Source organism: Paramesorhizobium endophyticum (assembly GCF_014640615.1).
In the GTDB taxonomy this organism is placed as follows: domain Bacteria; phylum Pseudomonadota; class Alphaproteobacteria; order Rhizobiales; family Rhizobiaceae; genus Paramesorhizobium; species Paramesorhizobium endophyticum.
The window spans coordinates 57,793-79,377 of sequence record NZ_BMHH01000005.1 but is presented as its reverse complement, the minus strand read 5'-3'; the positions used below and the strand labels follow the sequence as shown (position 1 = coordinate 79,377).

The following is a 21,585-nucleotide window of genomic DNA, read 5'->3' as shown; positions in this document are numbered from 1 at the left end:
CTTACTTCGCCTGCGTCATCAGAATCTTCATCGCAAACGCTGAAAACACCCCGGCGAACAGCCAGTCGGTGATGCGCGTCACGGTCGGGTTCTTCTTGAGCAATCCGGCGAATTTGTCCGCTGCCAGTATCATCGGAATGACGAAGGGCAGGGAAAGAGGGATAAAGGAAAGTCCGAGGAAGAACAGCTTGCCCGGCGCATGCGGATCATGGGCAGAGACGAATTGCGGCAGGAAGGTCATGAAGAACAGGATAATCTTCGGGTTGAGCAGATTGATGCCGAGCCCCGTCGCCCAATTGCGGAAAAGGCTCTGCGTGCCGCCGTCCTTTTTCTCCGGCGAGAAGGCCGAGCCGTTGCGGATCGCCTGAATAGCGAGCCAGATGAGATAACCCGCGCCGACGATTTTCAGCGCGAAGAATGCCTCCGGCGAGGCGACGATCAGCGCCGACAGGCCGAGTGCCACCATTGATGTATGAATGGCAATGCCCGTACAGGCTCCGGCAACGCAGGCTAGCCCCGCCGCTCGTCCTTGGGAAAGCGCCCGTCCGACGAAGAGTGTCATGTCCGGCCCCGGCGTGATCGTCAGGATGAAGGTCGCGATGGCAAACTGGACGAGAACGGGCCAGTCGGGGATGAATGTCAGGCTGGACAGAAAAGGCATCGAAGCGCTCCAAAGAGATATGAGCAGGCTAAAATATTTCGCGGGCAAAGGGAACTCATCTTCACCGCCCTTGCCATGCCCACGCGGCCCCGTTAGCGAGGGGCTTCAATCGGAGAGGAAAAATGCTGCTCATCGTCGGAACCGTCCGCTTGCCGCCCGAAAATTTGCCTGCCGCGCGGCAAGCCATGCGGCGCATGATAGAAGCAAGCCGGGCGGAAGATGGCTGTTTCGACTATTGCTATGCCGAAGATGTGCTCGAGCCCGGCCTCATCCATGTGAAGGAGATGTGGCGGGAGCAGGCCGCGCTGGACCTGCATTTTGCTTCCGCCCATATCGCGGAATGGCGCGCCGCGTGGCCGGAGCTTGGCATCGGCGACCGCGATCTGCGGCTCTACGAAGTCGGCGAACCCAGGGTCACCTGAGGCAACTGTGTCGGAGGCGCAGGCCTACCGACTTGCGCGCAGGCTTCCAACTGCTAAAAGACCTTGAAACTTCCCTCTACCGGACGAAAATCATGAACAAGTGGAAAGACGTCAAAAAGGTCGTGCTCGCCTATTCGGGCGGCCTAGACACCTCGATCATCCTGAAATGGCTGCAGACGGAGCTGGGCGCGGAGGTCGTCACCTTCACCGCCGATCTCGGCCAGGGCGAGGAGTTGGAGCCCGCGCGCAAGAAGGCCGAGATGCTGGGCATCAAGGAAATCTTCATCGAAGACGTGCGCGAGGAGTTCGTGCGCGATTTCGTCTTCCCGATGTTCCGCGCCAATGCCGTCTATGAGGGCGTCTATCTGCTGGGCACTTCCATCGCCCGCCCGCTCATCTCCAAGCATTTGATCGAGATCGCGAAGAAGACCGGCGCCGACGCCATCGCCCATGGCGCGACCGGCAAGGGCAACGACCAGGTCCGCTTCGAGCTTTCGGCCTATGCGCTGAACCCCGATATCAAGATCATCGCCCCCTGGCGCGACTGGAATTTCAAGAGCCGCACCGATCTGCTCGAATTCGCCGAAAAGCACCAGATCCCGGTTGCCAAGGACAAGAAGGGCGAAGCGCCGTTCTCCGTCGACGCGAACCTCCTGCACTCCTCCTCCGAGGGCAAGGTGCTGGAAAACCCCGCCGAAGCCGCGCCCGAATATGTGCACATGCGCACCATTTCGCCCGAGGACGCGCCCGACAAGGCGACGATCATCAAGGTCGGCTTCGAGAAGGGCGACGCGGTGTCGATCAATGGCGAGCGGCTTTCGCCCGCCACGCTTCTGGCCAAGCTCAACGACTATGGCCGGGACAATGGCATCGGCCGTCTCGATCTGGTCGAGAACCGCTTCGTCGGCATGAAATCGCGCGGCGTCTACGAGACGCCCGGTGGAACGATACTGCTCGCCGCTCACCGGGCCATCGAATCGATCACGCTCGACCGCGGCGCGGCGCATCTTAAGGACGAGCTGATGCCGCGCTATGCCGAGCTCATCTATTACGGCTTCTGGTTCTCCCCGGAGCGCGAAATGCTGCAGGTGGCCATCGACAAGAGCCAGGAGAATGTCGAGGGTGAGGTGACGCTGAAGCTCTACAAGGGCAACGTTATGGTCATCGGCCGCGAATCGCCGAAGTCGCTCTATTCGGACAAGCTCGTCACCTTCGAGGACGATCAGGGCGCGTATGATCAGAAAGACGCCGCCGGCTTCATCAAGCTGAACGCCCTGCGTTTGCGGACGCTGGCCGCGCGGGATCGGCGGTAGTTGCCATTGCTGTGAACGTCGGCGGGACAGCGCCCCCCTCTGTCCTGCCGGACATCTCCCCCGCAAGGGGGGAGATTAACTGATATGGATCATGCCGCTCACCTTCCACGTCTGCGATTCATGTCGGCGTCGATGAAGGCACAATCTCCCCCCTAGCGGGGGAGATGCCCGGCAGGGCAGAGGGGGGCGCCTCGCGTCCACATTAAAACATGAGCCGCTCGAAGCTTCGTCTTCACGCCACTCGCCTCAGCCCCGTCAGCATCTTCTCCTCGTCCGGGCGTAAGGTGATCACGCGAACCCCATCCGACGTCACCGCCACCGTATGCTCGAATTGCGCGGAGAGTTTCCCGTCGCGGGTCATCACCGTCCAGCCATCCTCCTCGGTCTTCACCCGCGCCGAGCCCTGGTTCAGCATCGGCTCGATAGTGAAAACCATGCCTTCACGCAATCGAACCCCCGTGCCTGGCTTGCCGAAATGCAGCACCTGCGGCTCCTCATGCATCTGCCGTCCGATGCCGTGACCGCAATATTCTCGGACAACGCTGTAGCTGTTCCGCTTGGCGTGGCGCTCGATGGCGTGGCCGATGTCGCCGAGATAGGCTCCGGGGCGCACGGCGGCAATGCCCTTCCACAGGGCCTCATAGGTCACCCGCACCAGGCGTGAGGCGAAGGGCGCGACATCGCCGATCATATAGGTCTTGCTGGAATCGGCGATGAAGCCGTCCTTCTCCAGCGTGATATCGAAATTGACGATCTCGCCTTCCGCGATGATGTCCTTGTCGGAGGGCATGCCGTGGCAGACGACCTCGTTCTTCGATGAGTTGAGCACATAGGGGTAATCATACTGGCCCTTGCTGGCCGGCCGCGCCTGCAGGGTCCGCGTGATATAATCCTCGACGAGATCGTTCACCTGCATCGTCGTCATGCCGACAAGGTTCGTCCGGTCGAGAAGCGTGAAGACGGATGCCAAAAGCGAGCCCGCCACCGCCATTTTTTCCAGATCGGCTGCCGATTTGATCATGACGGCTGAAGCGGCATGGGCGTGAGATGCACATCGGCAGCCCGCAACTGCATCTGCACGATCTCGTTGAAGGAAAGGTCCGGATTGGCCTGCGCCAGCATGCCGATCTTCATCCAATATTCGGCCTGGGCATTGATGGACCGGCACATGACGTCACTCGCCTTGCGCAGCTCCTCGTGCAATTCGTCGCTGATTTTCACGATGCCCATGGATTTCTCCTTGAAGATTATACGAAACATATATGATTCGTATACGACTTCAAGGAGACGTCTGGTCAGATGATGGCTATCGAATGGAACACCGCGCCATAGTGCAACATAGCGCCGGCAAGGACGAAGCCGTGCCAGATGGCGTTCTGGAAGCGCAGGCGGCGCCAGACATGGAAGATCACGCCGAGCGAGTAGACGATGCCGCCCGCTGCAATCAGCCAGACGACGGCGGGGGAAAGCGAGGCGGTCATCGTGTCGTAGATGAGCACGCCGCTCCACCCCAGCGCCAGATAGAGAACGATGGAAAGCCGGTCGAAGCGGCCCGGCAGGAGGAGTTTCAGCCCCATGCCAATGAGCGCAATCGTCCAGATAGCCGCCAGCAGCACCCAGGACTGCCCGCCCATTTTCATGACAAAGGGGGTATAGGTCCCCGCGATCAGCAGATAGATCATCGCATGGTCGAAGCGGCGCAGGAACCACTTCGTCGGCGTGACGGGCCAGATGTTGTAGACCGCCGACATGCCGAGCGTTGCGACGAGGCTGACAGCGTAGATGATCGCCGCGACGAACAGGTGCGGCGGGTCGACGCGCAGGGAAAAGGCGGTCATGGCGATGGCGCCGATGACGGCCAGCGTCACGCCCACCACATGGATGACGCCATCGGCCCACAATTCGGCGATGTCGTAATCCCAGCGGATCGTTTCGGGTAATTTCAAGCGGTCGCCCATCGCCATCCTCTCGCCCCGACCATGAATCTCCAGACGGGATAAGATCGGGCAGCCTAAACCAGCAGGATGCAGCTATCCTGTTACAAAAGCATGAAGGGCAATTTTGTCAATTGGATGAAAGATTTGTTGCCGAAGCCGTGATCAATTGGGGATAAGCGGGCCGTTCCGGAACGAGCGGCAGCGCGAACGCGGCGGGCAGCACCGGATCGGCGGCGAAAGCCTGCGCTTTCAGCCCGGTTTCCTCCAGCAGCCCCTTGCGCTTGGCATCGTAGTAAAATCCGCGGGAATAGAAGCGGACGGCCTGGTTTTCGTCCCCGTCAGCCACGCGATAGGCGCCCGAGAGGTATTTCACCGCATATTTCAGATTGGTTTCGGCATCGAGCAGGCCGTTTGCCGGGCCGGAATAGCCCATGCTTCGCGCCGTGTTATGGCTGATCTGCATAAGGCCCAGATAAGGCCCGTTGCGCGCGGCAGGATTGAACTTGCTTTCGCGGTGCACGACGCGGCGAACCAGCGTCTCCGGCACCTGATAGGCCGCGGCATATTGGGAAATCAGCCCATCGACGCCCTGCTTCTTCGGAGTCGCTGCTTGTTGCTCGGCGGGTTTTTCGGGCGCGACGGCCACAGGCGTAGCTGCCGGGGCACGCGCGGGCTTGGGCGCTTCCACTTTCGCCGTGGTGCACGCGGCAAGAGCAAGCGAACAGAGGGCAAGAGCCGGAAAAGCAGAAAGATTGATGCGCATTAGACGTCGAAATCGCTACCGAGCCGCTTTTCGAGTTCCACCAGATCGCCCGGCAGCGGCATTCCATTGGCTTTGAGCGCGTTCAGCTTTTCGCGGATGGCTTCGCGGATTTCCGCCGCGCCCTCGGGCTGGTTGACCATTTCCTGGAAAAGCAGCGCGATTTCCGCCTTGATGTCTTCAAATGCCATGGGCGTTCCTCTTGGGGTCCTCTTTTTCTTAACACATTTGCCTGACGTGGCGAAAGCTTAAAGAAACCGCGGAACCAGGAGACTGAAATGGTCCAGGTCGCTCGCGGTGAAAGTCAGCGGGTCGATATTGATGGCTCCTGCCGCGTCGAGCAGGTAGATGGTCATCCACGCAAGCGCCGCGAGCAGGATGAGGGCCAGCGCCACGAGGATGGCAAGGCGTCTTCCCAGCGTCGAGGACGGCTGAAGCTCGGGCGGCGGAGTCTCCATGTCGCCCGCCGGGTCAGTCGTCGTTGCTGGAATTCAGCTCATCGGGCGGCAGGCCCTCGTCTTTGCGGGCCGGGAGATAGCCCTCCTTCACCATCCAGTCCCGCAGGATCATGGCGATCGCCTCCGTCTTGTTGATGCTGCCCTGCTTGCCGGCGATGAAACGGTCGAGAGCGTCCTGCAAATCTTGAGGGAGATGAGTAGTCATGCACAACCTTCCTTCAGAATCGCTCTCTCATTGCAACGAAATCGTGGCAAGAATTGTCCCGGCCGCCTGAATGCGGCCGGGAACTTGTCGTGAGGATCAGGCCGCCTTCGCGGTCTTGAGATTAGAAAGGATGTTCTGCGGCGAGGAAACGCCGTAGGGGTCGGTCTCGCAATTGTCGGAGAAGCCTTCTTCTTCGAACCACTTCTCGATGACGCCATTGTTGACCACGGCGGCATAGCGCCAGGAGCGCATGCCGAAGCCGAGATTGTCCTTGACGACGAGCATGCCCATCTTGCGGGTGAACTCGCCCGAGCCGTCAGGAATAAGCTTGACGTTGTTGAGGTTCTGCGACTTGCCCCAGGCATTCATGACGAAGGCGTCGTTGACCGAGATGCAGTAGATCTCGTCGATGCCTTCCGCCTTGAACTCGTCATAGAGCTTCTCGAAATCGGGCAGCTGATAGGTCGAGCAGGTGGGCGTGAAGGCGCCGGGCAGCGAGAACAGGATGACCCGCTTGTTGGCGAAATAATCGGCCGTCGTCTTGTCTTCCCAGCGATAGGGATTCGGGCCTTCGATGCTTTCGTCACGCACGCGGGTGCGGAACACGACGTCGGGTACTCTTTTCACAATCATGGCGATTCCTTGCATAAACAACGGTCGACCGATGCTCCGTGGGAGGGCGTGCATGCGGTCCTGGTTATTGCTTTGGCGCGCCGGGAGAAGCGCGCCGGTTCGGCCCGCTGTATTAATCATGCAGCAAGTGCGAAGGAAAGGCTCTAAACGCCGCAGCCGTTCCATCAACTCTCTGTGCGGACTACATAATCCGCCGATCGCGACGCCGTGACGGTGAGTTGCGCATTGGGAATATCGTTGGAAAGCGCACGCTCCCGCGCCTCTTCAAGCGTATGGTCATGGTCGAGCCAGCGCTGGATGAGCCGCCGCTCCAGTTCCACAAACGGCACGTCGAGGAAGACCGTCATGTCGAAGAGGCCGTGAAGACGGCGCCACGGCGCCTCATCGAGCAGCAGGTAGTTGCCCTCGACGATGAGGATGCGATGGCGCGCCTCGACAATGGCCCCTCCCGCACGGGCGAGATCGAGCGTCCGGTCGAAGACGGGGATGACGATATCCTCATCCGCCGTCTTGAGCCGCCCCAGCAGCATCTCGAAACCGGCGCAATCGAAGGTCGGCGGCGAGCCCTTGCGGCTGCGCAAGTTCAGCCGGTCGAGAATGGCATTGTCGAGATGAAAGCCATCCATCGGCACGATGGCCGAAGGCCCGTCGCCGCCTTTGTTGAGCGCATCGCGCAATTGTTCGGCCAGCGTCGATTTGCCCGCGCCGGGCGGGCCGGCGATGGCGAGGAGCAGGCGTTCGCCTTCTCTCACCCGCGACAGGATGGCCGCGGGCAGTTGATCTCGGTCGATTCGCTCCATCAGGCCGCGAGACCTTCCGCCGGTGGCTTCATCGCGCCGGTCATCAGCGCCACCGCGTCCGACATGGAATAGTCGGAGGGCTTGATCACGCAGAGCCTCTTTCCGAGGCGGTGGATATGGATGCGGTCCGCCACTTCGAAGACATGCGGCATGTTGTGCGAGATGAGCACGATGGGTAACCCGCGCGCCTTTACATCCTGGATCAAATCGAGCACGCGCCGCGATTCCTTGACGCCAAGCGCCGCGGTCGGCTCATCCATGATGACGACCTTGGAGCCGAAGGCGGCGGCGCGCGCCACCGCAACGCCCTGCCGCTGCCCGCCGGAAAGCGTCTCCACGGATTGGCTGATATTTTGGATCGTCATCAGCCCCAGCTCGGAAAGCTTCTCGCGCGCCGTCCGCTCCATGGCCGGGCGGTCGAGCATGCGGAAGACGCGGCCGAGCACGCCGGGCTTGCGGATCTCGCGGCCCAGGAACATGTTGTCGGCGATGGAGAGGGCAGGGGACAGCGCCAGGTTCTGGTAGACCGTCTCGATGCCCGCCGCCCGCGCATCCATGGGCGAGCGGAAATGGACCGGCTTGCCGTCGAGCTGGATTTCCCCTTCGTCGGGAGTCACCGCGCCCGAAAGCGCCTTGATGAGGCTGGACTTGCCTGCGCCATTGTCGCCGATGACGGCGAGGACTTCACCGGGATAGAGGTCGAAATCGGCATGATCGAGCGCCGTGACCCGGCCATAGCGCTTGACGAGGCCCCTCGCAGAAAGAATGGGTGCGGAAAGGATGGGTTGAGAGGTCATGCCGCTGCCTTTCTGATCCATTGGTCGATTGCGACGGCTGCGATGATGAGGAGGCCGATCATCAGATAGGTCCATTGCGGGTCGGTGCCCCACAGCCGCAGGCCCAGCGCAAACACGCCGACGATGAGCGCGCCGAACATGGTGCCGAGGATCGAGCCGCGCCCGCCGAAGAGCGAGATGCCGCCGATGACAACAGCCGTGATCGATTCGATATTGGCGAATTGTCCCGCTGTCGGCGACACCGAGCCGAGCCGCCCGATCATCGCCCAGCCGGCGAGAGCGCATATGAGGCCGGAGAGCACGTAGACGGAAAGGAGAATGGGCTTCACCCGCACGCCGGAGAGTTCGGCTGCGTCCGGATCGTCGCCGATGGCATAGACATGCCGCCCCCATGCGGTGTGGTTGAGCACATACCAGAGCAGAAGGACGAGCGCGACGAGGACGATGACGCCATAGGTGAACACCGCGCCGCCCACGCGGACATTCTCGCCGAAGAATTGCAGGATCGGCGCGTTGGTACTGATCTCCTGCGCGCGGATGGTCTCGTTGGCCGAATAGAGGAAGTTCGTCGCCAGGATCACCTGCCACATGCCGAGCGTGACGATGAAGGGGGGGAGCCGCAGATAAGCGACGAGGAAGCCGTTGATGAAGCCGCACAGCGCCCCCACCGCGAAACCGCAGAGAATGGCGAGTTCCGGCGGCAGGCCGTAGCGGAAGGTGAACTGCCCCATGACGACGGAGGAGAGCACCATGATCGCCCCGACCGAGAGGTCGATGCCCGCCGTCAGGATCACCAGCGTCTGCGCCACCGCGACAATGCCTGTTATCGCAACCTGCTGGAGAATGAGCGTCAGCGCGAAGGCGGAAAAGAATTTCGAGCCTACCAGCAGGCCGAAAATGACGAGCGACGCCAAAAGCACGATCAGCGGCACGGCGGCGGGATTGCCATGCAGGAACTCCCGCGCCCGCTGCAGGAACGTCTTGTTGCTCCCTTCGAAGGACGCGACCTCCTTCGCGCTGCCGGAGAGCACACGCTCGAATTCTTGGGTTGGTTGGGTCATGGCGGTTCCCTCATATGCAAACGCCCTCCTTCCCCCTTGCGGGGAAGGTGCCCGCGTTAGCGGGCGGATGGGGGTGGTGGTGATAGAGGTGGTTTCGAAAAGCTAAGAACCATGCGGAGACGGATACGCGGCCAAACAATTGGGCTTAAAAGTAACCCGTCGCGCGCTGCCTCTACCGCCCCCACCCGGCCCTTCGGGCCACCCTCCCCGCAAGGGGGAGGGAGTGGTGAAGCGTCACCCCCAGCACTTCGCCAGCGCAGTTTTCGTGTCGATGGAGGGCAGGCCCGGAACCGGCTTGTCGGTCACAAGCTCCACGCCCGTATCCACGAAATTCTTGCCTTCGGTCGGCTTGGGCTTTTCGCCCGTCTCGGCGAATTTCTTGATCGCCTCAATGCCGAGCGCGGCCATCTGCAGCGGATATTGCTGCGCGGTCGCCCCGATGACGCCTTCCTGCACGTTCTTGACACCCGGGCAGCCGCCATCGATCGAAACGATCAGCGTGTCCTTCTCGCGTCCGAGCGCCTTCAGGGCTTCGTAAGCGCCCGCCGCCGCCGGCTCGTTGATGGTGTGGACGACATTGATTTCCGGGTCCTTCTGGAGAAGGTTCTCCATAGCCCGGCGTCCGCCTTCCTCATTGCCGTCCGTCAGGTCGCGCCCGACGATGCGTGCGTCATCCTCATCGCCAAGGCGCTTGTCGTCCTTCGGGTCGATGCCGAAGCCCTTGTCGAAGCCCTGGTCGCGCAGCACGTCCACGCTGGGCTGCGATGCGGTCAGGTTGAGGAAGGCAACCTTGGCGTCCTTCGCCTTGTCGCCCAGCGTCCCGGCAGCCCATTTGCCGACCAGTTCGCCCGCCTTGAAATTGTCGGTGGCGAAGGTGGCGTCGGCAGCGTCCGCCGGTTCCAGCGGCGTGTCGAGCGCGATGACGAGGAGGCCCGCCTGCCGCGCCTTTTCGAGGCTGGGCACAATGCCCTTGGTGTCGGAGGCAGTGATGAGGATGCCCTTCGCGCCATCGGCGATGCAGGTCTCGACCGCAGCGATCTGGCTTTCGGTGTCGCCGTCGATCTTGCCGGCATAGGTCTTGAGATTGACGCCCACCTCCTTGGCCTTCTCAACCGCGCCTTCCTTCATCTTGACGAAGAAGGGGTTGGTGTCGGTCTTGGTGATGAGGCAGGCGCCGGGCTCGGCGGCACTGGCGGGCATGGCGGCTGCGCCGAGCATGAAGGTGGCGAAAGCCGAAGTCAGGATCGTTTTCTGCATGAAGTCCTCCCGAATTATGCGCCGGATCGACCGGCTGAATTGTGTTGGCCATGCGCCGGCTCCGGGCGCATTCCCCGTGAGGGAAACATGCGAAAGCGGGAGCTGTCAATAAATAAATCCGCTTGATTTATTAATCCCGCATGCACAAGTTGAACCCGATGTGGCGATTAGAGCGCTATTCATAGAATCAGAACAGCGCTCTAAGTCTTGTTTACCCGCATGATCTTTTCCGAAAAGTCTGCAACTTTTCGGGATCATGCTCTAGCTCGGAGTGTTTTAGTGGTGGACAGGCCAAAGGCTGATTCTGTGGGAGAAGAACGCAGCCGATTATTTCAGCCGGAATATGCGGTCGATCCTGGTCCCGCCATAGGCCGCGGCTCCAACCAGTCCGGCGTGCGCGCCTATAATGAGCGCCTCGTGCTGTCGCTGGTCCGCCGCCATGGCGCGCTGCCCCGGGCGGAGATTGCGCGACTCACCGGCCTTTCGGCGCAGACCGTCTCGGTCATCATCCGCGGGCTGGAGGAGGATGGGCTGCTGACACGGGGCGAGCGGGTGCGCGGGCGCGTCGGCCAGCCTTCCACCCCGATGCGGCTTGCGGAGGAAGGCGTCTTTTCCTTCGGGCTCAAGATCGGGCGGCGCAGCGCCGAGCTGATCCTGATGGATTTCGTCGGCAATATCCGCATGCGCCTGCATCAGACCTATCGCTGGCCCGTGCCCGATGCGATCAGGGCATTCACCCTCGACGGGATCAGCCATTTCAGCGCTTCGCTCGACATCGCGCAACGCCGCCGTATCGCCGGCCTCGGCGTCGCCGTTCCTTTCGAGCTCTGGAACTGGGTCGAGGAGGTCGGCGCTCCGCAGGAGGATCTGGAAGCCTGGCGCAATGCCGATCTGATCCGCGATTTCACCGCCCATCTGCCCTTTCCGGTCTTCATGCAGAACGACGCCACCGCCGCCTGCGGCGCGGAGCTCACCTTCGGGCGCGGTCCCGATTTTACCGATTTCATCTATTTCTTCATCGGCTCCTTCATCGGCGGCGGCGTGGTGCTGGGCAACGCGCTTTATGCCGGTCGATCAGGCAATGCCGGCGCGGTCGGCTCGATGCCGGTGCCCACCTTCGACGGCAAGCCACGGCAATTGATCGATGCGGCCTCCATCTTCGTGCTGGAGCGCATGTTGCAGGATAAGGGTATCGATACATCCGCCCTCTGGCTGTCGCCGGAGAATTGGGAGGATTTCGGCGCCCCCGTCGATGACTGGATCGCGCTCACCGCCCGCAACCTTGCCCATGCGATCGTCGCGGCGGCGTCGATCATCGATTTCTCCGCCGCCATCATCGATGGCTGGCTTCCCGCATCGGTGCGCCGCCGCATCGTCGATGCGACGCGGCAGGACATCGCTGGGCTGGATTTGCAAGGGATAAACGCGCCTCAGACCGTCGAGGGCAAGGTCGGTGTTCACGCCAAGGCAGTGGGCGGCGCCAGCCTGCCGCTCTTCAACCGCTATCTTTTCGACCAAAGCGTTCTGTTCAAGGTAGCGCCCTGATATCCGCGCCGCACGATTTGTTATTTCAAAACAATAAACTTGATCTATTGTGCCAAGCGACCGGCATGGAAACCGATGCTATCCGCAATAGCTAAAGCATGTCTCCCAAAAGTGGGAACCGGTTTTGGGGTAAAGACATGCGCAAAAACAAAAACTTAAAGCGTGTTCCATGAATGCGATAAAATGCAACACGCTTTAATTGACGTTTTCCCAACCCAGAGGGCCACATGACCGTTCTGACCATCGCCACCAAGCCTTATGACGACCAGAAACCCGGCACCTCGGGCCTGCGCAAGAAGGTGCCCGTCTTCCAGCAGCCGAACTATGTGGAAAATTTCGTCCAGTCCATCTTCGATTCGCTCGAAGGCTTTGAGGGCAAGACGCTGGTGCTGGGCGGTGATGGACGGTACTACAACCGCGACGTCATTCAGAAAGTGCTGAAGATGGCCGCCGCCAATGGCTTCGGACGCGTCATGGTCGGCAAGGGCGGCATTCTATCGACGCCCGCCGCCTCGAACCTCATCCGCAAATATGGCACCTTCGGCGGCATCATCCTTTCGGCAAGCCACAATCCCGGCGGGCCGGACGGCGATTTTGGCATCAAGTACAATATCGGCAATGGCGGCCCCGCGCCCGAAAAACTGACCGAGGCGATATTTGCCCGCTCCAAGGTGATCGACCGCTATTTGACCATCGACGCTGATGATATCGACATCGACCAATTGGGCGAAACGAAGCTCGGCGGCATGACGGTCGAGGTGATCGATCCCGTCACCGATTACGCGGCGCTGATGGAGGAGCTTTTCGATTTCGACGCCATCCGCGCGCTTATACAATCCGGCTTCACCCTGCGCTTCGACGCCATGCACGCCGTCACCGGCCCCTATGCGACGGAGATTTTCGAGCGCCGCCTCGGCGCGCCTGATGGCAGCGTCATCAATTTCGTGCCGCTGCCCGATTTCGGCGGCCATCACCCGGACCCGAATCTCGTCTATGCCAAGGAACTCTACGACCTGATGATGTCGCCGCAAGCGCCGGATTTCGGCGCGGCGTCCGACGGCGACGGCGACCGCAACATGATCATCGGGCGCGGCATCTTCGTCACGCCATCGGACTCGCTGGCAATACTCGCCGCCAACGCGCATCTCGCCCCTGGCTACAAGGCCGGCATCTCCGGTATCGCCCGCTCCATGCCGACGAGCCGCGCCGCCGACCGGGTGGCGGAAAAGCTTGGCATCGGCATGTATGAAACGCCGACCGGCTGGAAATTCTTCGGCAATCTGCTCGATGCCGGCCTGGTAACGATCTGCGGCGAGGAAAGCTCGGGGACGGGGTCGAACCATGTGCGCGAGAAGGACGGGCTCTGGGCTGTGCTGCTCTGGCTCAACATCCTCGCGGTGCGCCGGCAGAGCGTGCGCGAAATCGTCGAGGAGCATTGGCGCACCTATGGCCGCAACTATTACTCCCGCCATGATTACGAGGAACTGGATACCGGCGCGGCCAACAACCTGATCACCGATCTGCGCGGGCGGCTGATGACGCTGGGCGGCACGTCCTATGGCGGCCTCATCGTCGAAAGCGCCGACGACTTCGCCTATCACGATCCGGTCGATCATTCTGTGAGCGAGCACCAGGGCATCCGCGTCTTCTTCAAGGGCGGCTCCCGCATTGTCTACCGCCTGTCCGGCACCGGCACCTCGGGCGCAACCCTCCGCGTCTATATCGAGCGCTACGAGCCGGACCCGGCGCGGCAGAACATCGAAACACAGCAAGCCCTGGCCGATCTGATCAAGGCAGCGGAGAATATCGCCAATATGCGGGAGTGGACCGGACGTAACGCGCCGAGCGTGATTACCTGACGGCCCTCGAGCCTCCGATACCAGAACAGGGCTGTCTCGGTCGTCTTGGGGTTTTCCCCGGTGTAAAGAAGGCGATCGAAGCCGCCGAGGATGAAGCCGCAGGCCTCGTAAAGCCGGCAGGCGGCGACATTATTGCTCTGGGTTTCCAGCATCAGGCCGGGCAGTTTTCGAGCTTCCGCCCATGAACCGGCCTTTTCGAGGAGCGCCCGCCCGACTCCATTGCGGCGGCAATTTGCGTCCACGGCAATATCGTCGATCAGCGCGAAACGGTTCCAGTTTTCGCGAATGAGAACATAGCCCGCCGGACGGCCATCGAGATACGCGATGAAGCCCGCGCTGTCCGACGCATCCAGATAGTCGGATAGCGCCTCCGGCTCCCCGTAACGTTTCGTATAAGGGGTGACGGGGATAAGCTTATGGTGAAATGAGCCCGCCTCGAAGGAGAGGGCGAGCTCGGCATCGACGACGGATGCGCCGTCGACTTGCCCCACCTGCTCCAGATTGTGCCGGTCGAGAGGTTCTATCCTCAGCACCATGCGCGCTGCCTATTCGAACACAATCGCCGGAGCTTGTCTCGTCTGCGTCGCGCGGGCTGCTTCCACGCCCTGCCAGACCTTGGCGGCGATGTCGCGATAGATTTTCGCGTGGACGCCGTCCGGTTCGCTGACAGTGACGGGCGTTCCCGCATCCGATGTCTCGCGAATATCCATGTGCAGCGGCACCTCGCCGAGGAATGGCACGCCGAGGCGCTCCGCTTCTTTCCGCGCGCCGCCATGGCCGAAAATGTCGTAGCGCTTGCCGGTGTCGGGCGCGATGAAATAGCTCATATTCTCGACGATCCCGAGGAGCGGCACATCCACCTTGCGGAACATGTGGAGGCCCTTGCGCGCATCGATAAGCGCGAGGTCCTGCGGCGTCGAGACGATGACGGCGCCGGCGAGCGGCACCTGCTGCGCCATGGTCAGCTGCGCGTCACCCGTTCCGGGCGGCATGTCGACCACGAGCACGTCGAGCTCGCCCCATTCCACCTCGCGCAGCATCTGCGTCAGCGCCGACATCACCATCGGTCCGCGCCAGACCATAGGCGTCTCCTCTTCGACGAGGAAGCCGATCGACATCGCCTTGAGCCCGTAATTCTCCATCGGCTTCATGACGCGCCCGGAAACCGTTTCCGGCTTGCCCGAAATGCCGAGGAGGCGCGGCATGGACGGGCCGTAGACATCAGCGTCGAGAATGCCCACCTTCAGGCCGTTGGCGCTCAATCCCAGCGCCAGATTCACCGCCGTGGTCGATTTGCCGACGCCGCCCTTGCCGGACGCCACCGCGATGATCGCGCCGACGCCGGGAATGCCGGGCTTGGAAGCTGTCTGAGGGCGCGGCACGCGCGGGGGAGGCGTCGCGCCTGATGGTGCGGCCCGCTGCGGAATATGCCGCGCGGCGACGCGGGGAGGAGGGGGAGCGTCGTCGCTGGTCTTCCCGCCCTTCTTTTCCGCCGTCAGCGTCACCAGCGCGCCAGCGACGCCCGGCATCTCCTTCACCGCCCGCTCGGCTGCAGCGCGCAAGGGCTCGAGCGCCTGCGCCCGTTCTGCGGGCACGGTGATGGAAAAGAAGACCTTGCCATCGGCAATGAAAATATCCGAGACGAGGCCGAGCGTGACGATGTCGCTCTGAAAATCCGGCCCGATTACGCTTTTGAGCCGCTCGAGAACCTTTTCGCGCGTTACGCCTGTCATGTTTTGAACCGTTCTTGAATTCCGTGCGCCTGAGATAATGCAGTTCGGCACAAAGGCCAATGGTGCGCCCGGTAAAGAGTTGCGGCATTTTGGGCGCGCATGGCGATTTTCCTCCTCCTGTTTGCGCGAAACCAAACTGCTCGCGTTTGTCGCATTCCAAAGCGCCTGCTCGTGCGTTATCAGCAAGGATGTGAATAAAGGCAGGCCGATGCGCGACATTCTCTTGAACGGGCGGAACATGGTGCGCTTTCTATGCGCTCTTGCGCTCGTTCTCATCGCATTCGCACACAAGCCCATCGATCTCGGACCCGGCAACGGCTATGATTTGGCCGTCTATACCTTGCCTGACGGCACGGTCCCCATTCTCTGCCTGCCCTCGGGCGATGATGACGACCATGGCGGCCATGATAACCATTTCTACGGCCAGGGTTGCGAGGCATGCCGCATCTCCTCGGCAATCGATTGCCCTGTTCCACCGAAAGCTTCCGGCCCGACCATAATCGCAGGTGAAATCGTCGCGCGCGTTGCGGTGGTTCCTGTCATCCGGCGCGATAGCTACCCGCCTTCGGCCCCGCCGCAAGCCCCGCCCTTCGTTTGACCTGACCTGCATTATCCCGGCTCTGCGCGGCTGCTCGCGCATGGCCGCCACGCATCTCCATTTCAGGAAACAGACGATGAAAATGATTCCCTCCGCCGCCTTCGCGGCAACCCTCATGGCCTTCGCCGGCCTGTCCGCCGTCGCTCATGCCCATGCCACGCTCGAAAAAGGCGAGGCCAAGGCAGGCGCCTCCTACAAGGCCGTTCTTCGCGTTCCCCATGGCTGCGACGGCAAGGCGACCACCGCCGTCAGCATCAAGTTGCCGGAAGGTTTCGTCTCGGCCCAGCCCATGCCGAAAGCCGGCTGGAAGGTGGAAACGGTGAAGGGCGATTACCAGAAGAGCTACACGGTCCATGGCAAGGAAGTGCGCTCTGGCGTGGTCGAGGTTCGCTGGACGGATGGCAGCCTGCCGGACGATTTCTATGACGAGTTCGTCGTCGTCGGGCGACTCGCGAATTTCGATAAGGATACGGTGCTCTATTTCCCCGCCACCCAATTGTGCGGATCGGATGCGTCCGTCGCCTGGACGGAAATCCCCGCCGAAGGGCAGAACCCGCACGATCTGAAGAACCCCGCGCCGCAATTAAAGGTTCTCGCTGCCGCTGCTGCCGATGAGCACGCCGGGCACGGCGCTCACGGCGGCGCGGACAAGGCTGTGGTCAAGGCAGGCTCTGTCGAGATTTCCGGTGCGTTCGTCCGCGCCATGGTGCCGGGAGCGAAGGTCGGCGGCGGCTTCGTCAAGCTCGTCAATGGCGGTAGCGAGGCCGACAGGCTCGTCGCCGCAACGTCGCCAGCCGCGAAACGCGTCGAGATCCATGAGATGACCATGGAGAACGACATCATGAAGATGCGCCAGTTGAAGGAGGGCATCGCCGTGCCCGCGGGCGGAACGGTCGAACTGAAGCCCGGCGGCCTCCATATCATGTTCATGGATGTGGTGAAGCCGTTTAGGGAAGGCGAGACCGTGCCTGTCACGCTTGAATTCGAGAAGGCCGGCAAGGTGGACGTGACCTTCAGGGTCGGCCCCGCAGGCGCCTCCTCCTCGGAACACCAGCACTGATGGGCGTCAGGGTCATCCGTTACGGGCTTTGGGCGGCGGTAGCCGCCCTTTGCCTGCTGCTCGCCGCCGTCTATGGCTATGGTAAGTTCCAGCCCTCCGTCAGGCCGGCGGAACTGGGCGCTTCGTTCAACCTCATCGATCATGACGGCAAGCCGATCACCGAGACAGCCTTCGCGGGCCATCCGACCGTGATGTTCTTCGGCTTCACCCATTGCCCGGATGTATGCCCGACGACGCTCTATGAACTCGCGGGTCTTCTCGACAAGCTGGGCGAGCAGGGCAAGGATTTGCGCGCCTTCTTCATCAGCGTCGATCCGGAACGCGACACGCCCGAGATCATGAAGGCCTATACCGGCAATTTCACCAACCGCATCACCGGCATCACCGGCGATCCCACGGAAATCGCCAAGGTGGTCGCGGGATGGAAGGTGTTTGCCCGCAAGGTGCCGCTCGATGATGGCGGCTACACGATGGACCACACCGCTTCGCTCTTCCTGATCGACCGCAATGGCCGGCTGAAGGGCACCATCGCCTTCGAGGAAAACCCCGATACGGCGCTGGAGAAACTCAAGAATCTGGTGGCGGGTTAAATAGCATATGCCGTGGAATGCCCCTCATCCCCTGCCGGACCTTCTCCCCGCACGCGGGGAGAAGGAAGAGGCGGCAACGTCTATGTCCCCCTCTCCCCGTCCTTCACGGGGAGAGGGTAAGGGTGAGGGGCTTACCTCAGCAGTTCATATAATATGACTATAATACTCTAGAATAATTCTAACTTATTGAAATTTAAACACTTTAATAAAATCAGCGTTGACTCCCGGTTGAACTCAGGGCTTTATATGGATGCGCGTGATTGCGCTTTAACCTTTGATGTCTGGGCCTTGAACCCTTTCGATTGGAGGACCTGATGATTGGTCTTGATTCCCACCGCGTCGCGGCGGTGGATGGGCTTTCCTGGCAGCTCGATCTCAAACCGAGCGACCGTCCCGGCTTGAAGCCGGAGATTTCGCGCCTTGGCGGACGCTATTTGCCCCGCTCATGGTGCAATACGCACAAGCCTGCCGGGCAGTGGGTGTGACCTATGCGGCTGCGACCAATTGCCCGCCGGCTTCCCGCATTTTCGCCGATCCTCCGACCGATTTTCGTCAGACTTTGCCGCCTGAATCCTGTGCGACGGCATTGAAGGCGTTTCGCTGTTATTGAACGAAGGAAGACACGAGATGAATTCACGCACCGAAAGACGTCTCGGCATTGCCGCCGCTGCCGCGCTCACCGTGGCGGCGCTTATCGCGCCGGCGCTGGCGGACCGCAGCCCGCACAGGACCGAGTTCTCACAAGCCCATGATATGGCGATGGTGCAGTTCGCTTATGCCGATCAGGGGAATAAGGGAATAAGGGAATAAAGAAGTATGCCGCGGACCTCCGGGCAATATCTCTTTCCCTATTCCCGTACTCACTTATTCCCCTACTCCCCCACCAGAGGAGGATAATTTTTTTAAATTCCACCAAAATAGGTGGTTTATAGCGTTCACGCTTTCTTTCGTCATTGATAGCCTTTGCGAGCATGATCTGGCACAATTCACGCGGCCAAGACAGGGCATCAGCACGGAGATAGCGCAATGGCTCGATACAGTCTGTCCATCCCCTTCGCGGCGCTGCTCGCAGGCGTCGCCGTTTTCGGCGCGGTTCCCGGAGCCTATGCCGACCAGGCCATCCTCAACGTTTCCTACGATCCGACCCGCGAGCTCTACAAAGATTACAACGCCGCTTTCGCCAAGCACTGGAAGGCCGAGACTGGCGAGGACGTGACGATCCGCACCTCCCATGGCGGCTCGGGCAAGCAGGCGCGCTCCGTCATCGACGGCATCGATGCCGATGTGGTGACGCTGGCGCTCGAAAGCGACATCACGGCGATCGTCAAGCAAACCGGCAAGATCGATGCGAACTGGCGCCAGCGCCTGCCCAACAATTCCGCTCCCTACACCTCGACCATCGTGTTCCTTACCCGCAAGGGTAACCCCAAGGGCATCAAGGACTGGGGCGATCTGATCAAGGACGGCGTCGAGGTCATCACGCCGAACCCGAAGACCTCGGGCGGCGCACGCTGGAACTATCTCGCCGCCTGGGCCTGGGCCTACAAGCAATATGGCGGCGATGAAGCGAAGATAAAGCAATATGTGGCCGATCTCTTCAAGCATGTGCCGGTACTCGACACCGGCGCGCGCGGCGCGACCACCACTTTCGTCCAGCGCCAGCTCGGCGACGTGCTGCTGGCCTGGGAGAATGAGGCTTATCTCTCGGTCGCCGAATTCGGGGCCGACGCCTTCGACATCGTCGTGCCGCCGCAATCGATCCTGGCCGAGCCGCCTGTCGCCGTGGTGGACAAGAACGTCGATAGCAAAGGCACGCGCAAGGTGGCGGAGGAATATCTGAAATATCTCTATTCGGAGGAAGGCCAGCGCATCGCCGCGAAGCATTTCTACCGCCCGTCCAAGCCGGAGCTCGTCCCGGCGGAAGAGCGCGCCAAACTTCCGGACTTGACGCTGGTGACGATCGATGATCCCATTTTCGGCGGATGGGCCAAGGCGCAGCCCTATCACTTCGGCGATGGCGGCACCTTCGACCAGATCTACAAGCCCGGCAAATAGTACAATAACAACCGGAGTATTGTGCTCAGTGTTAAATGGTTGCGGTGAAGACAACCGATAAACGAAAAGGGCAGCGGGGAACGAAATGATATGACGACCATTCCTGTCGCATCGCGGGCAGGATGGCAGTGGAAAAGGCCAAGCATCATTCCCGGTTTCGGGCTGACGCTCGGCTTTACGCTTGCCTACCTGACACTCATCATCCTGATCCCGCTCTCCGCACTCGTATGGCGCACGGCGGGGCTCGGCTGGTCCGGCTTCTGGGCCATCGCCACCGATTTGCGCACGCTGCGCGCGCTGGAAACGAGCTTCGGCACGTCGCTGGTCGCGGCGCTCATCAATGCAGTGTTCGGCGTCATTGTCGCCTGGGTGCTGGTGCGCTACCGCTTTCCGGGGCGTCGTTTCATCGACGCGATCGTCGACCTGCCCTTCGCGCTGCCTACCGCCGTCGCCGGCATCGCGCTCACGGCCCTCTACGCCCCCAATGGCTGGATCGGCAGCCTCGTCGCCCCGCTGGACCTGCGCATCGCCTTCACCAAGCTCGGCATCATCGTGGCGCTCACCTTTATCGGACTGCCCTTCGTCGTGCGCACCGTGCAGCCGGTCATGGAGGAGATTAATCGCGAGATCGAGGAAGCGGCGGCAACGCTGGGCGCGAGCCGGTTCCAGACGATCTGGCGCGTGCTCCTGCCGGGTCTGCAACCCGCCATCCTCACAGGCTTCGCGCTCGCCTTTGCCCGTGCCGTCGGCGAATATGGCTCCGTTATCTTCATCGCCGGCAATACGCCATACCAGACGGAAATCGCGCCGCTGCTGATCGTCATCCGGTTAGAGGAATATGATTATGCCGGCGCAACCGCCGTGGCGACGATCATGCTGATCATCGCCTTCGTCATGCTGTTCCTCATCAATCTCATCCAGGCGTGGAGCCGCAGGAGGTATGGCTATGGCGCCTAGTCCTGTGAAGGTGAGGCGGCGCGCAAGCCATCCCGCGCGCCACAGCGCGGTGACGGAAAGCCCCGCTGCGCGCTATGGGCTTATGGCGGTGGCGTTCGTTTTCCTCGTGCTGTTCCTGCTGCTGCCGCTCGTCTCGGTTTTCGTCGAGGCGTTCCGGAAGGGGCCTGGCGAATATATCGCCTCGCTCATCGAGCCGGATGCCCTTGCCGCCATTCGCCTGACCTTGCTGGTGGCGGCCATCGCCGTGCCGCTCAATCTCGTCTTCGGCGTGGCTGCCGCCTGGGCCATCGCTAAATATGAGTTCAAGGGCAAGGCGTTTCTGACCACGCTCATCGACCTGCCGTTTTCGATTTCGCCGGTCATTTCCGGCCTCGTCTTCGTGCTCCTCTTCGGCAGCCACAGTGTGCTCGGCCCCTGGCTCAAGAGCCACGGCATCGAGGTGCTGTTCGCCGTGCCGGGTATCGTGCTGGCGACGATCTTCGTCACCTTTCCCTTCGTCGCGCGCGAGTTGATCCCGCTGATGCAGGAGCAGGGTACGGGCGACGAGGAGGCGGCGCTGTCCCTGGGCGCGAGCGGCTGGCAGACCTTCCGCTATGTCACGCTGCCCAATATCAAATGGGGCCTGCTCTATGGCACGCTTCTCTGCAACGCCCGCGCCATGGGCGAGTTCGGAGCGGTGTCGGTGGTTTCCGGCCACATACGCGGGTTGACCAACACCATGCCGCTGCATGTGGAAATTCTCTATAACGAATATAACTTCGTCGCCGCCTTCGCGGTGGCGTCGCTGCTTGCCCTGCTCGCGCTCGTCACGCTGGTTCTGAAATCGCTTCTGGAGATGCGGTACAGCGCCGAGCTTGCGGCAAGTTGAGTAGCGTGATCCGGCA

Annotated in this window: 25 protein-coding genes and 2 pseudogenes; 12 read left to right on the top strand and 15 right to left on the bottom strand. The window is 61.5% G+C overall.

Annotated elements, in window-relative coordinates; all coding sequences use genetic code 11:
• Position 1: 1 nt before the first annotated feature.
• Positions 2-661 carry a LysE family translocator gene (locus IEX53_RS07945; protein ID WP_188823168.1) on the bottom strand — a complete coding sequence of 220 codons (660 nt, stop codon included), beginning with the start codon at positions 659-661 and terminating at the stop codon, positions 2-4.
• 122 nt (positions 662-783) lie between these two features.
• Here IEX53_RS07945 and IEX53_RS07940 point away from each other — a divergent pair, with 122 nt between their 5' ends.
• The gene (locus tag IEX53_RS07940; protein WP_188823166.1) at positions 784-1,083 is read left to right on the top strand and encodes a putative quinol monooxygenase; all 300 of its coding nucleotides are present in this window, start codon (positions 784-786) and stop codon (positions 1,081-1,083) included.
• Between the two features lie 92 nt (positions 1,084-1,175).
• Positions 1,176-2,396, top strand: coding sequence for an argininosuccinate synthase (locus IEX53_RS07935; RefSeq protein WP_188823164.1), 1,221 nt, complete (start codon positions 1,176-1,178; stop codon positions 2,394-2,396).
• 232 nt (positions 2,397-2,628) lie between these two features.
• Here IEX53_RS07935 and map read toward each other — a convergent pair whose 3' ends face one another.
• From map to IEX53_RS07875, 12 genes and pseudogenes are all read right to left on the bottom strand, one after another.
• Positions 2,629-3,417: a type I methionyl aminopeptidase gene (map, locus tag IEX53_RS07930; RefSeq protein WP_188823161.1), complete on the bottom strand. Its 789-nt coding sequence runs from the start codon at positions 3,415-3,417 to the stop codon at positions 2,629-2,631.
• Positions 3,414-3,626 (bottom strand): ParD-like family protein, encoded by a 213-nt coding sequence (locus IEX53_RS07925; RefSeq protein WP_188823159.1) that lies wholly within the window; start codon positions 3,624-3,626, stop codon positions 3,414-3,416. The genes map and IEX53_RS07925 overlap by 4 nt, the downstream gene beginning before the upstream one ends.
• 65 nt (positions 3,627-3,691) lie before the next feature.
• Positions 3,692-4,354: a PAQR family membrane homeostasis protein TrhA gene (trhA, locus tag IEX53_RS07920; protein ID WP_236016091.1), complete on the bottom strand. Its 663-nt coding sequence runs from the start codon at positions 4,352-4,354 to the stop codon at positions 3,692-3,694.
• Positions 4,355-4,460: 106 nt separating this feature from the next.
• Positions 4,461-4,922, bottom strand: a pseudogene (locus tag IEX53_RS07915) (transglycosylase SLT domain-containing protein); the annotation flags it as partial.
• Between the two features lie 173 nt (positions 4,923-5,095).
• Entirely contained in the window at positions 5,096-5,284 is a 189-nt protein-coding gene (locus IEX53_RS07910; protein WP_188823153.1) for a hypothetical protein, read from the bottom strand.
• A 57-nt stretch (positions 5,285-5,341) separates the two neighbouring features.
• Complete coding sequence (locus IEX53_RS07905; RefSeq protein WP_188823151.1) at positions 5,342-5,551, bottom strand: hypothetical protein; 210 nt, start codon at positions 5,549-5,551, stop codon at positions 5,342-5,344.
• Between the two features lie 13 nt (positions 5,552-5,564).
• Positions 5,565-5,756, bottom strand: a complete 192-nt coding sequence (locus tag IEX53_RS07900; protein WP_188823150.1) for a ribbon-helix-helix domain-containing protein — start codon at positions 5,754-5,756, stop codon at positions 5,565-5,567.
• Between the two features lie 96 nt (positions 5,757-5,852).
• Positions 5,853-6,389, bottom strand: coding sequence for a peroxiredoxin (locus IEX53_RS07895; protein ID WP_188823148.1), 537 nt, complete (start codon positions 6,387-6,389; stop codon positions 5,853-5,855).
• 164 nt (positions 6,390-6,553) lie between these two features.
• Positions 6,554-7,189 carry a nucleoside/nucleotide kinase family protein gene (locus IEX53_RS07890; RefSeq protein ID WP_188823145.1) on the bottom strand — a complete coding sequence of 212 codons (636 nt, stop codon included), beginning with the start codon at positions 7,187-7,189 and terminating at the stop codon, positions 6,554-6,556.
• Entirely contained in the window at positions 7,189-8,007 is an 819-nt protein-coding gene (locus tag IEX53_RS07885) for an ATP-binding cassette domain-containing protein (protein WP_188823143.1), read from the bottom strand. Before IEX53_RS07885 ends, IEX53_RS07890 begins: the two co-directional genes overlap by 1 nt.
• A complete protein-coding gene (locus IEX53_RS07880; protein ID WP_188823141.1) occupies positions 7,983-9,047 on the bottom strand; it encodes an ABC transporter permease in 1,065 nt (354 codons plus the stop codon). The genes IEX53_RS07885 and IEX53_RS07880 overlap by 25 nt, the downstream gene beginning before the upstream one ends.
• Positions 9,048-9,281: 234 nt before the next feature.
• Entirely contained in the window at positions 9,282-10,304 is a 1,023-nt protein-coding gene (locus IEX53_RS07875) for a sugar ABC transporter substrate-binding protein (protein WP_188823140.1), read from the bottom strand.
• Between the two features lie 366 nt (positions 10,305-10,670).
• On the opposite strand from IEX53_RS07875, the gene IEX53_RS07870 reads away from it, so the two are divergent.
• Together IEX53_RS07870 and IEX53_RS07865 are read left to right on the top strand one after the other, a co-directional pair.
• The gene (locus IEX53_RS07870) at positions 10,671-11,849 is read left to right on the top strand and encodes an ROK family transcriptional regulator (RefSeq protein WP_236016100.1); all 1,179 of its coding nucleotides are present in this window, start codon (positions 10,671-10,673) and stop codon (positions 11,847-11,849) included.
• 227 nt (positions 11,850-12,076) lie between these two features.
• The gene (locus IEX53_RS07865) at positions 12,077-13,708 is read left to right on the top strand and encodes an alpha-D-glucose phosphate-specific phosphoglucomutase (RefSeq protein ID WP_188823136.1); all 1,632 of its coding nucleotides are present in this window, start codon (positions 12,077-12,079) and stop codon (positions 13,706-13,708) included.
• 101 nt (positions 13,709-13,809) lie between these two features.
• Here the strand turns inward: IEX53_RS07865 and IEX53_RS23840 are convergent.
• Together IEX53_RS23840 and IEX53_RS07855 are read right to left on the bottom strand one after the other, a co-directional pair.
• Positions 13,810-14,244: pseudogene (locus IEX53_RS23840) on the bottom strand (GNAT family N-acetyltransferase); the annotation flags it as partial.
• A 9-nt stretch (positions 14,245-14,253) separates the two neighbouring features.
• Positions 14,254-15,441 (bottom strand): Mrp/NBP35 family ATP-binding protein, encoded by a 1,188-nt coding sequence (locus tag IEX53_RS07855; RefSeq protein WP_188823134.1) that lies wholly within the window; start codon positions 15,439-15,441, stop codon positions 14,254-14,256.
• 208 nt (positions 15,442-15,649) lie between these two features.
• Between IEX53_RS07855 and IEX53_RS07850 the strand changes: the two genes are divergently transcribed.
• The 8 genes from IEX53_RS07850 (at position 15,650) to cysW (ending at position 21,569) form a co-directional block, all read left to right on the top strand.
• Complete coding sequence (locus IEX53_RS07850; RefSeq protein ID WP_188823132.1) at positions 15,650-16,039, top strand: hypothetical protein; 390 nt, start codon at positions 15,650-15,652, stop codon at positions 16,037-16,039.
• A gap of 82 nt (positions 16,040-16,121) precedes the next feature.
• On the top strand, positions 16,122-17,099 hold the full coding sequence (locus IEX53_RS07845; RefSeq protein ID WP_188823495.1) for a DUF1775 domain-containing protein: 978 nt from the start codon (positions 16,122-16,124) through the stop codon (positions 17,097-17,099).
• Positions 17,099-17,689, top strand: coding sequence for an SCO family protein (locus tag IEX53_RS07840; protein WP_188823130.1), 591 nt, complete (start codon positions 17,099-17,101; stop codon positions 17,687-17,689). The genes IEX53_RS07845 and IEX53_RS07840 overlap by 1 nt, the downstream gene beginning before the upstream one ends.
• A gap of 314 nt (positions 17,690-18,003) precedes the next feature.
• Complete coding sequence (locus tag IEX53_RS07835; RefSeq protein ID WP_188823128.1) at positions 18,004-18,174, top strand: hypothetical protein; 171 nt, start codon at positions 18,004-18,006, stop codon at positions 18,172-18,174.
• A gap of 142 nt (positions 18,175-18,316) precedes the next feature.
• Complete coding sequence (locus tag IEX53_RS07830; protein ID WP_188823127.1) at positions 18,317-18,499, top strand: hypothetical protein; 183 nt, start codon at positions 18,317-18,319, stop codon at positions 18,497-18,499.
• Positions 18,500-18,715: 216 nt separating this feature from the next.
• A complete protein-coding gene (locus IEX53_RS07825; protein ID WP_188823125.1) occupies positions 18,716-19,744 on the top strand; it encodes a sulfate ABC transporter substrate-binding protein in 1,029 nt (342 codons plus the stop codon).
• A gap of 90 nt (positions 19,745-19,834) precedes the next feature.
• Positions 19,835-20,701 carry a sulfate ABC transporter permease subunit CysT gene (cysT, locus tag IEX53_RS07820; RefSeq protein WP_188823123.1) on the top strand — a complete coding sequence of 289 codons (867 nt, stop codon included), beginning with the start codon at positions 19,835-19,837 and terminating at the stop codon, positions 20,699-20,701.
• Entirely contained in the window at positions 20,685-21,569 is an 885-nt protein-coding gene (gene cysW / locus IEX53_RS07815; RefSeq protein WP_373288607.1) for a sulfate ABC transporter permease subunit CysW, read from the top strand. The genes cysT and cysW overlap by 17 nt, the downstream gene beginning before the upstream one ends.
• The last annotated feature ends 16 nt before the right edge of the window (positions 21,570-21,585 follow it).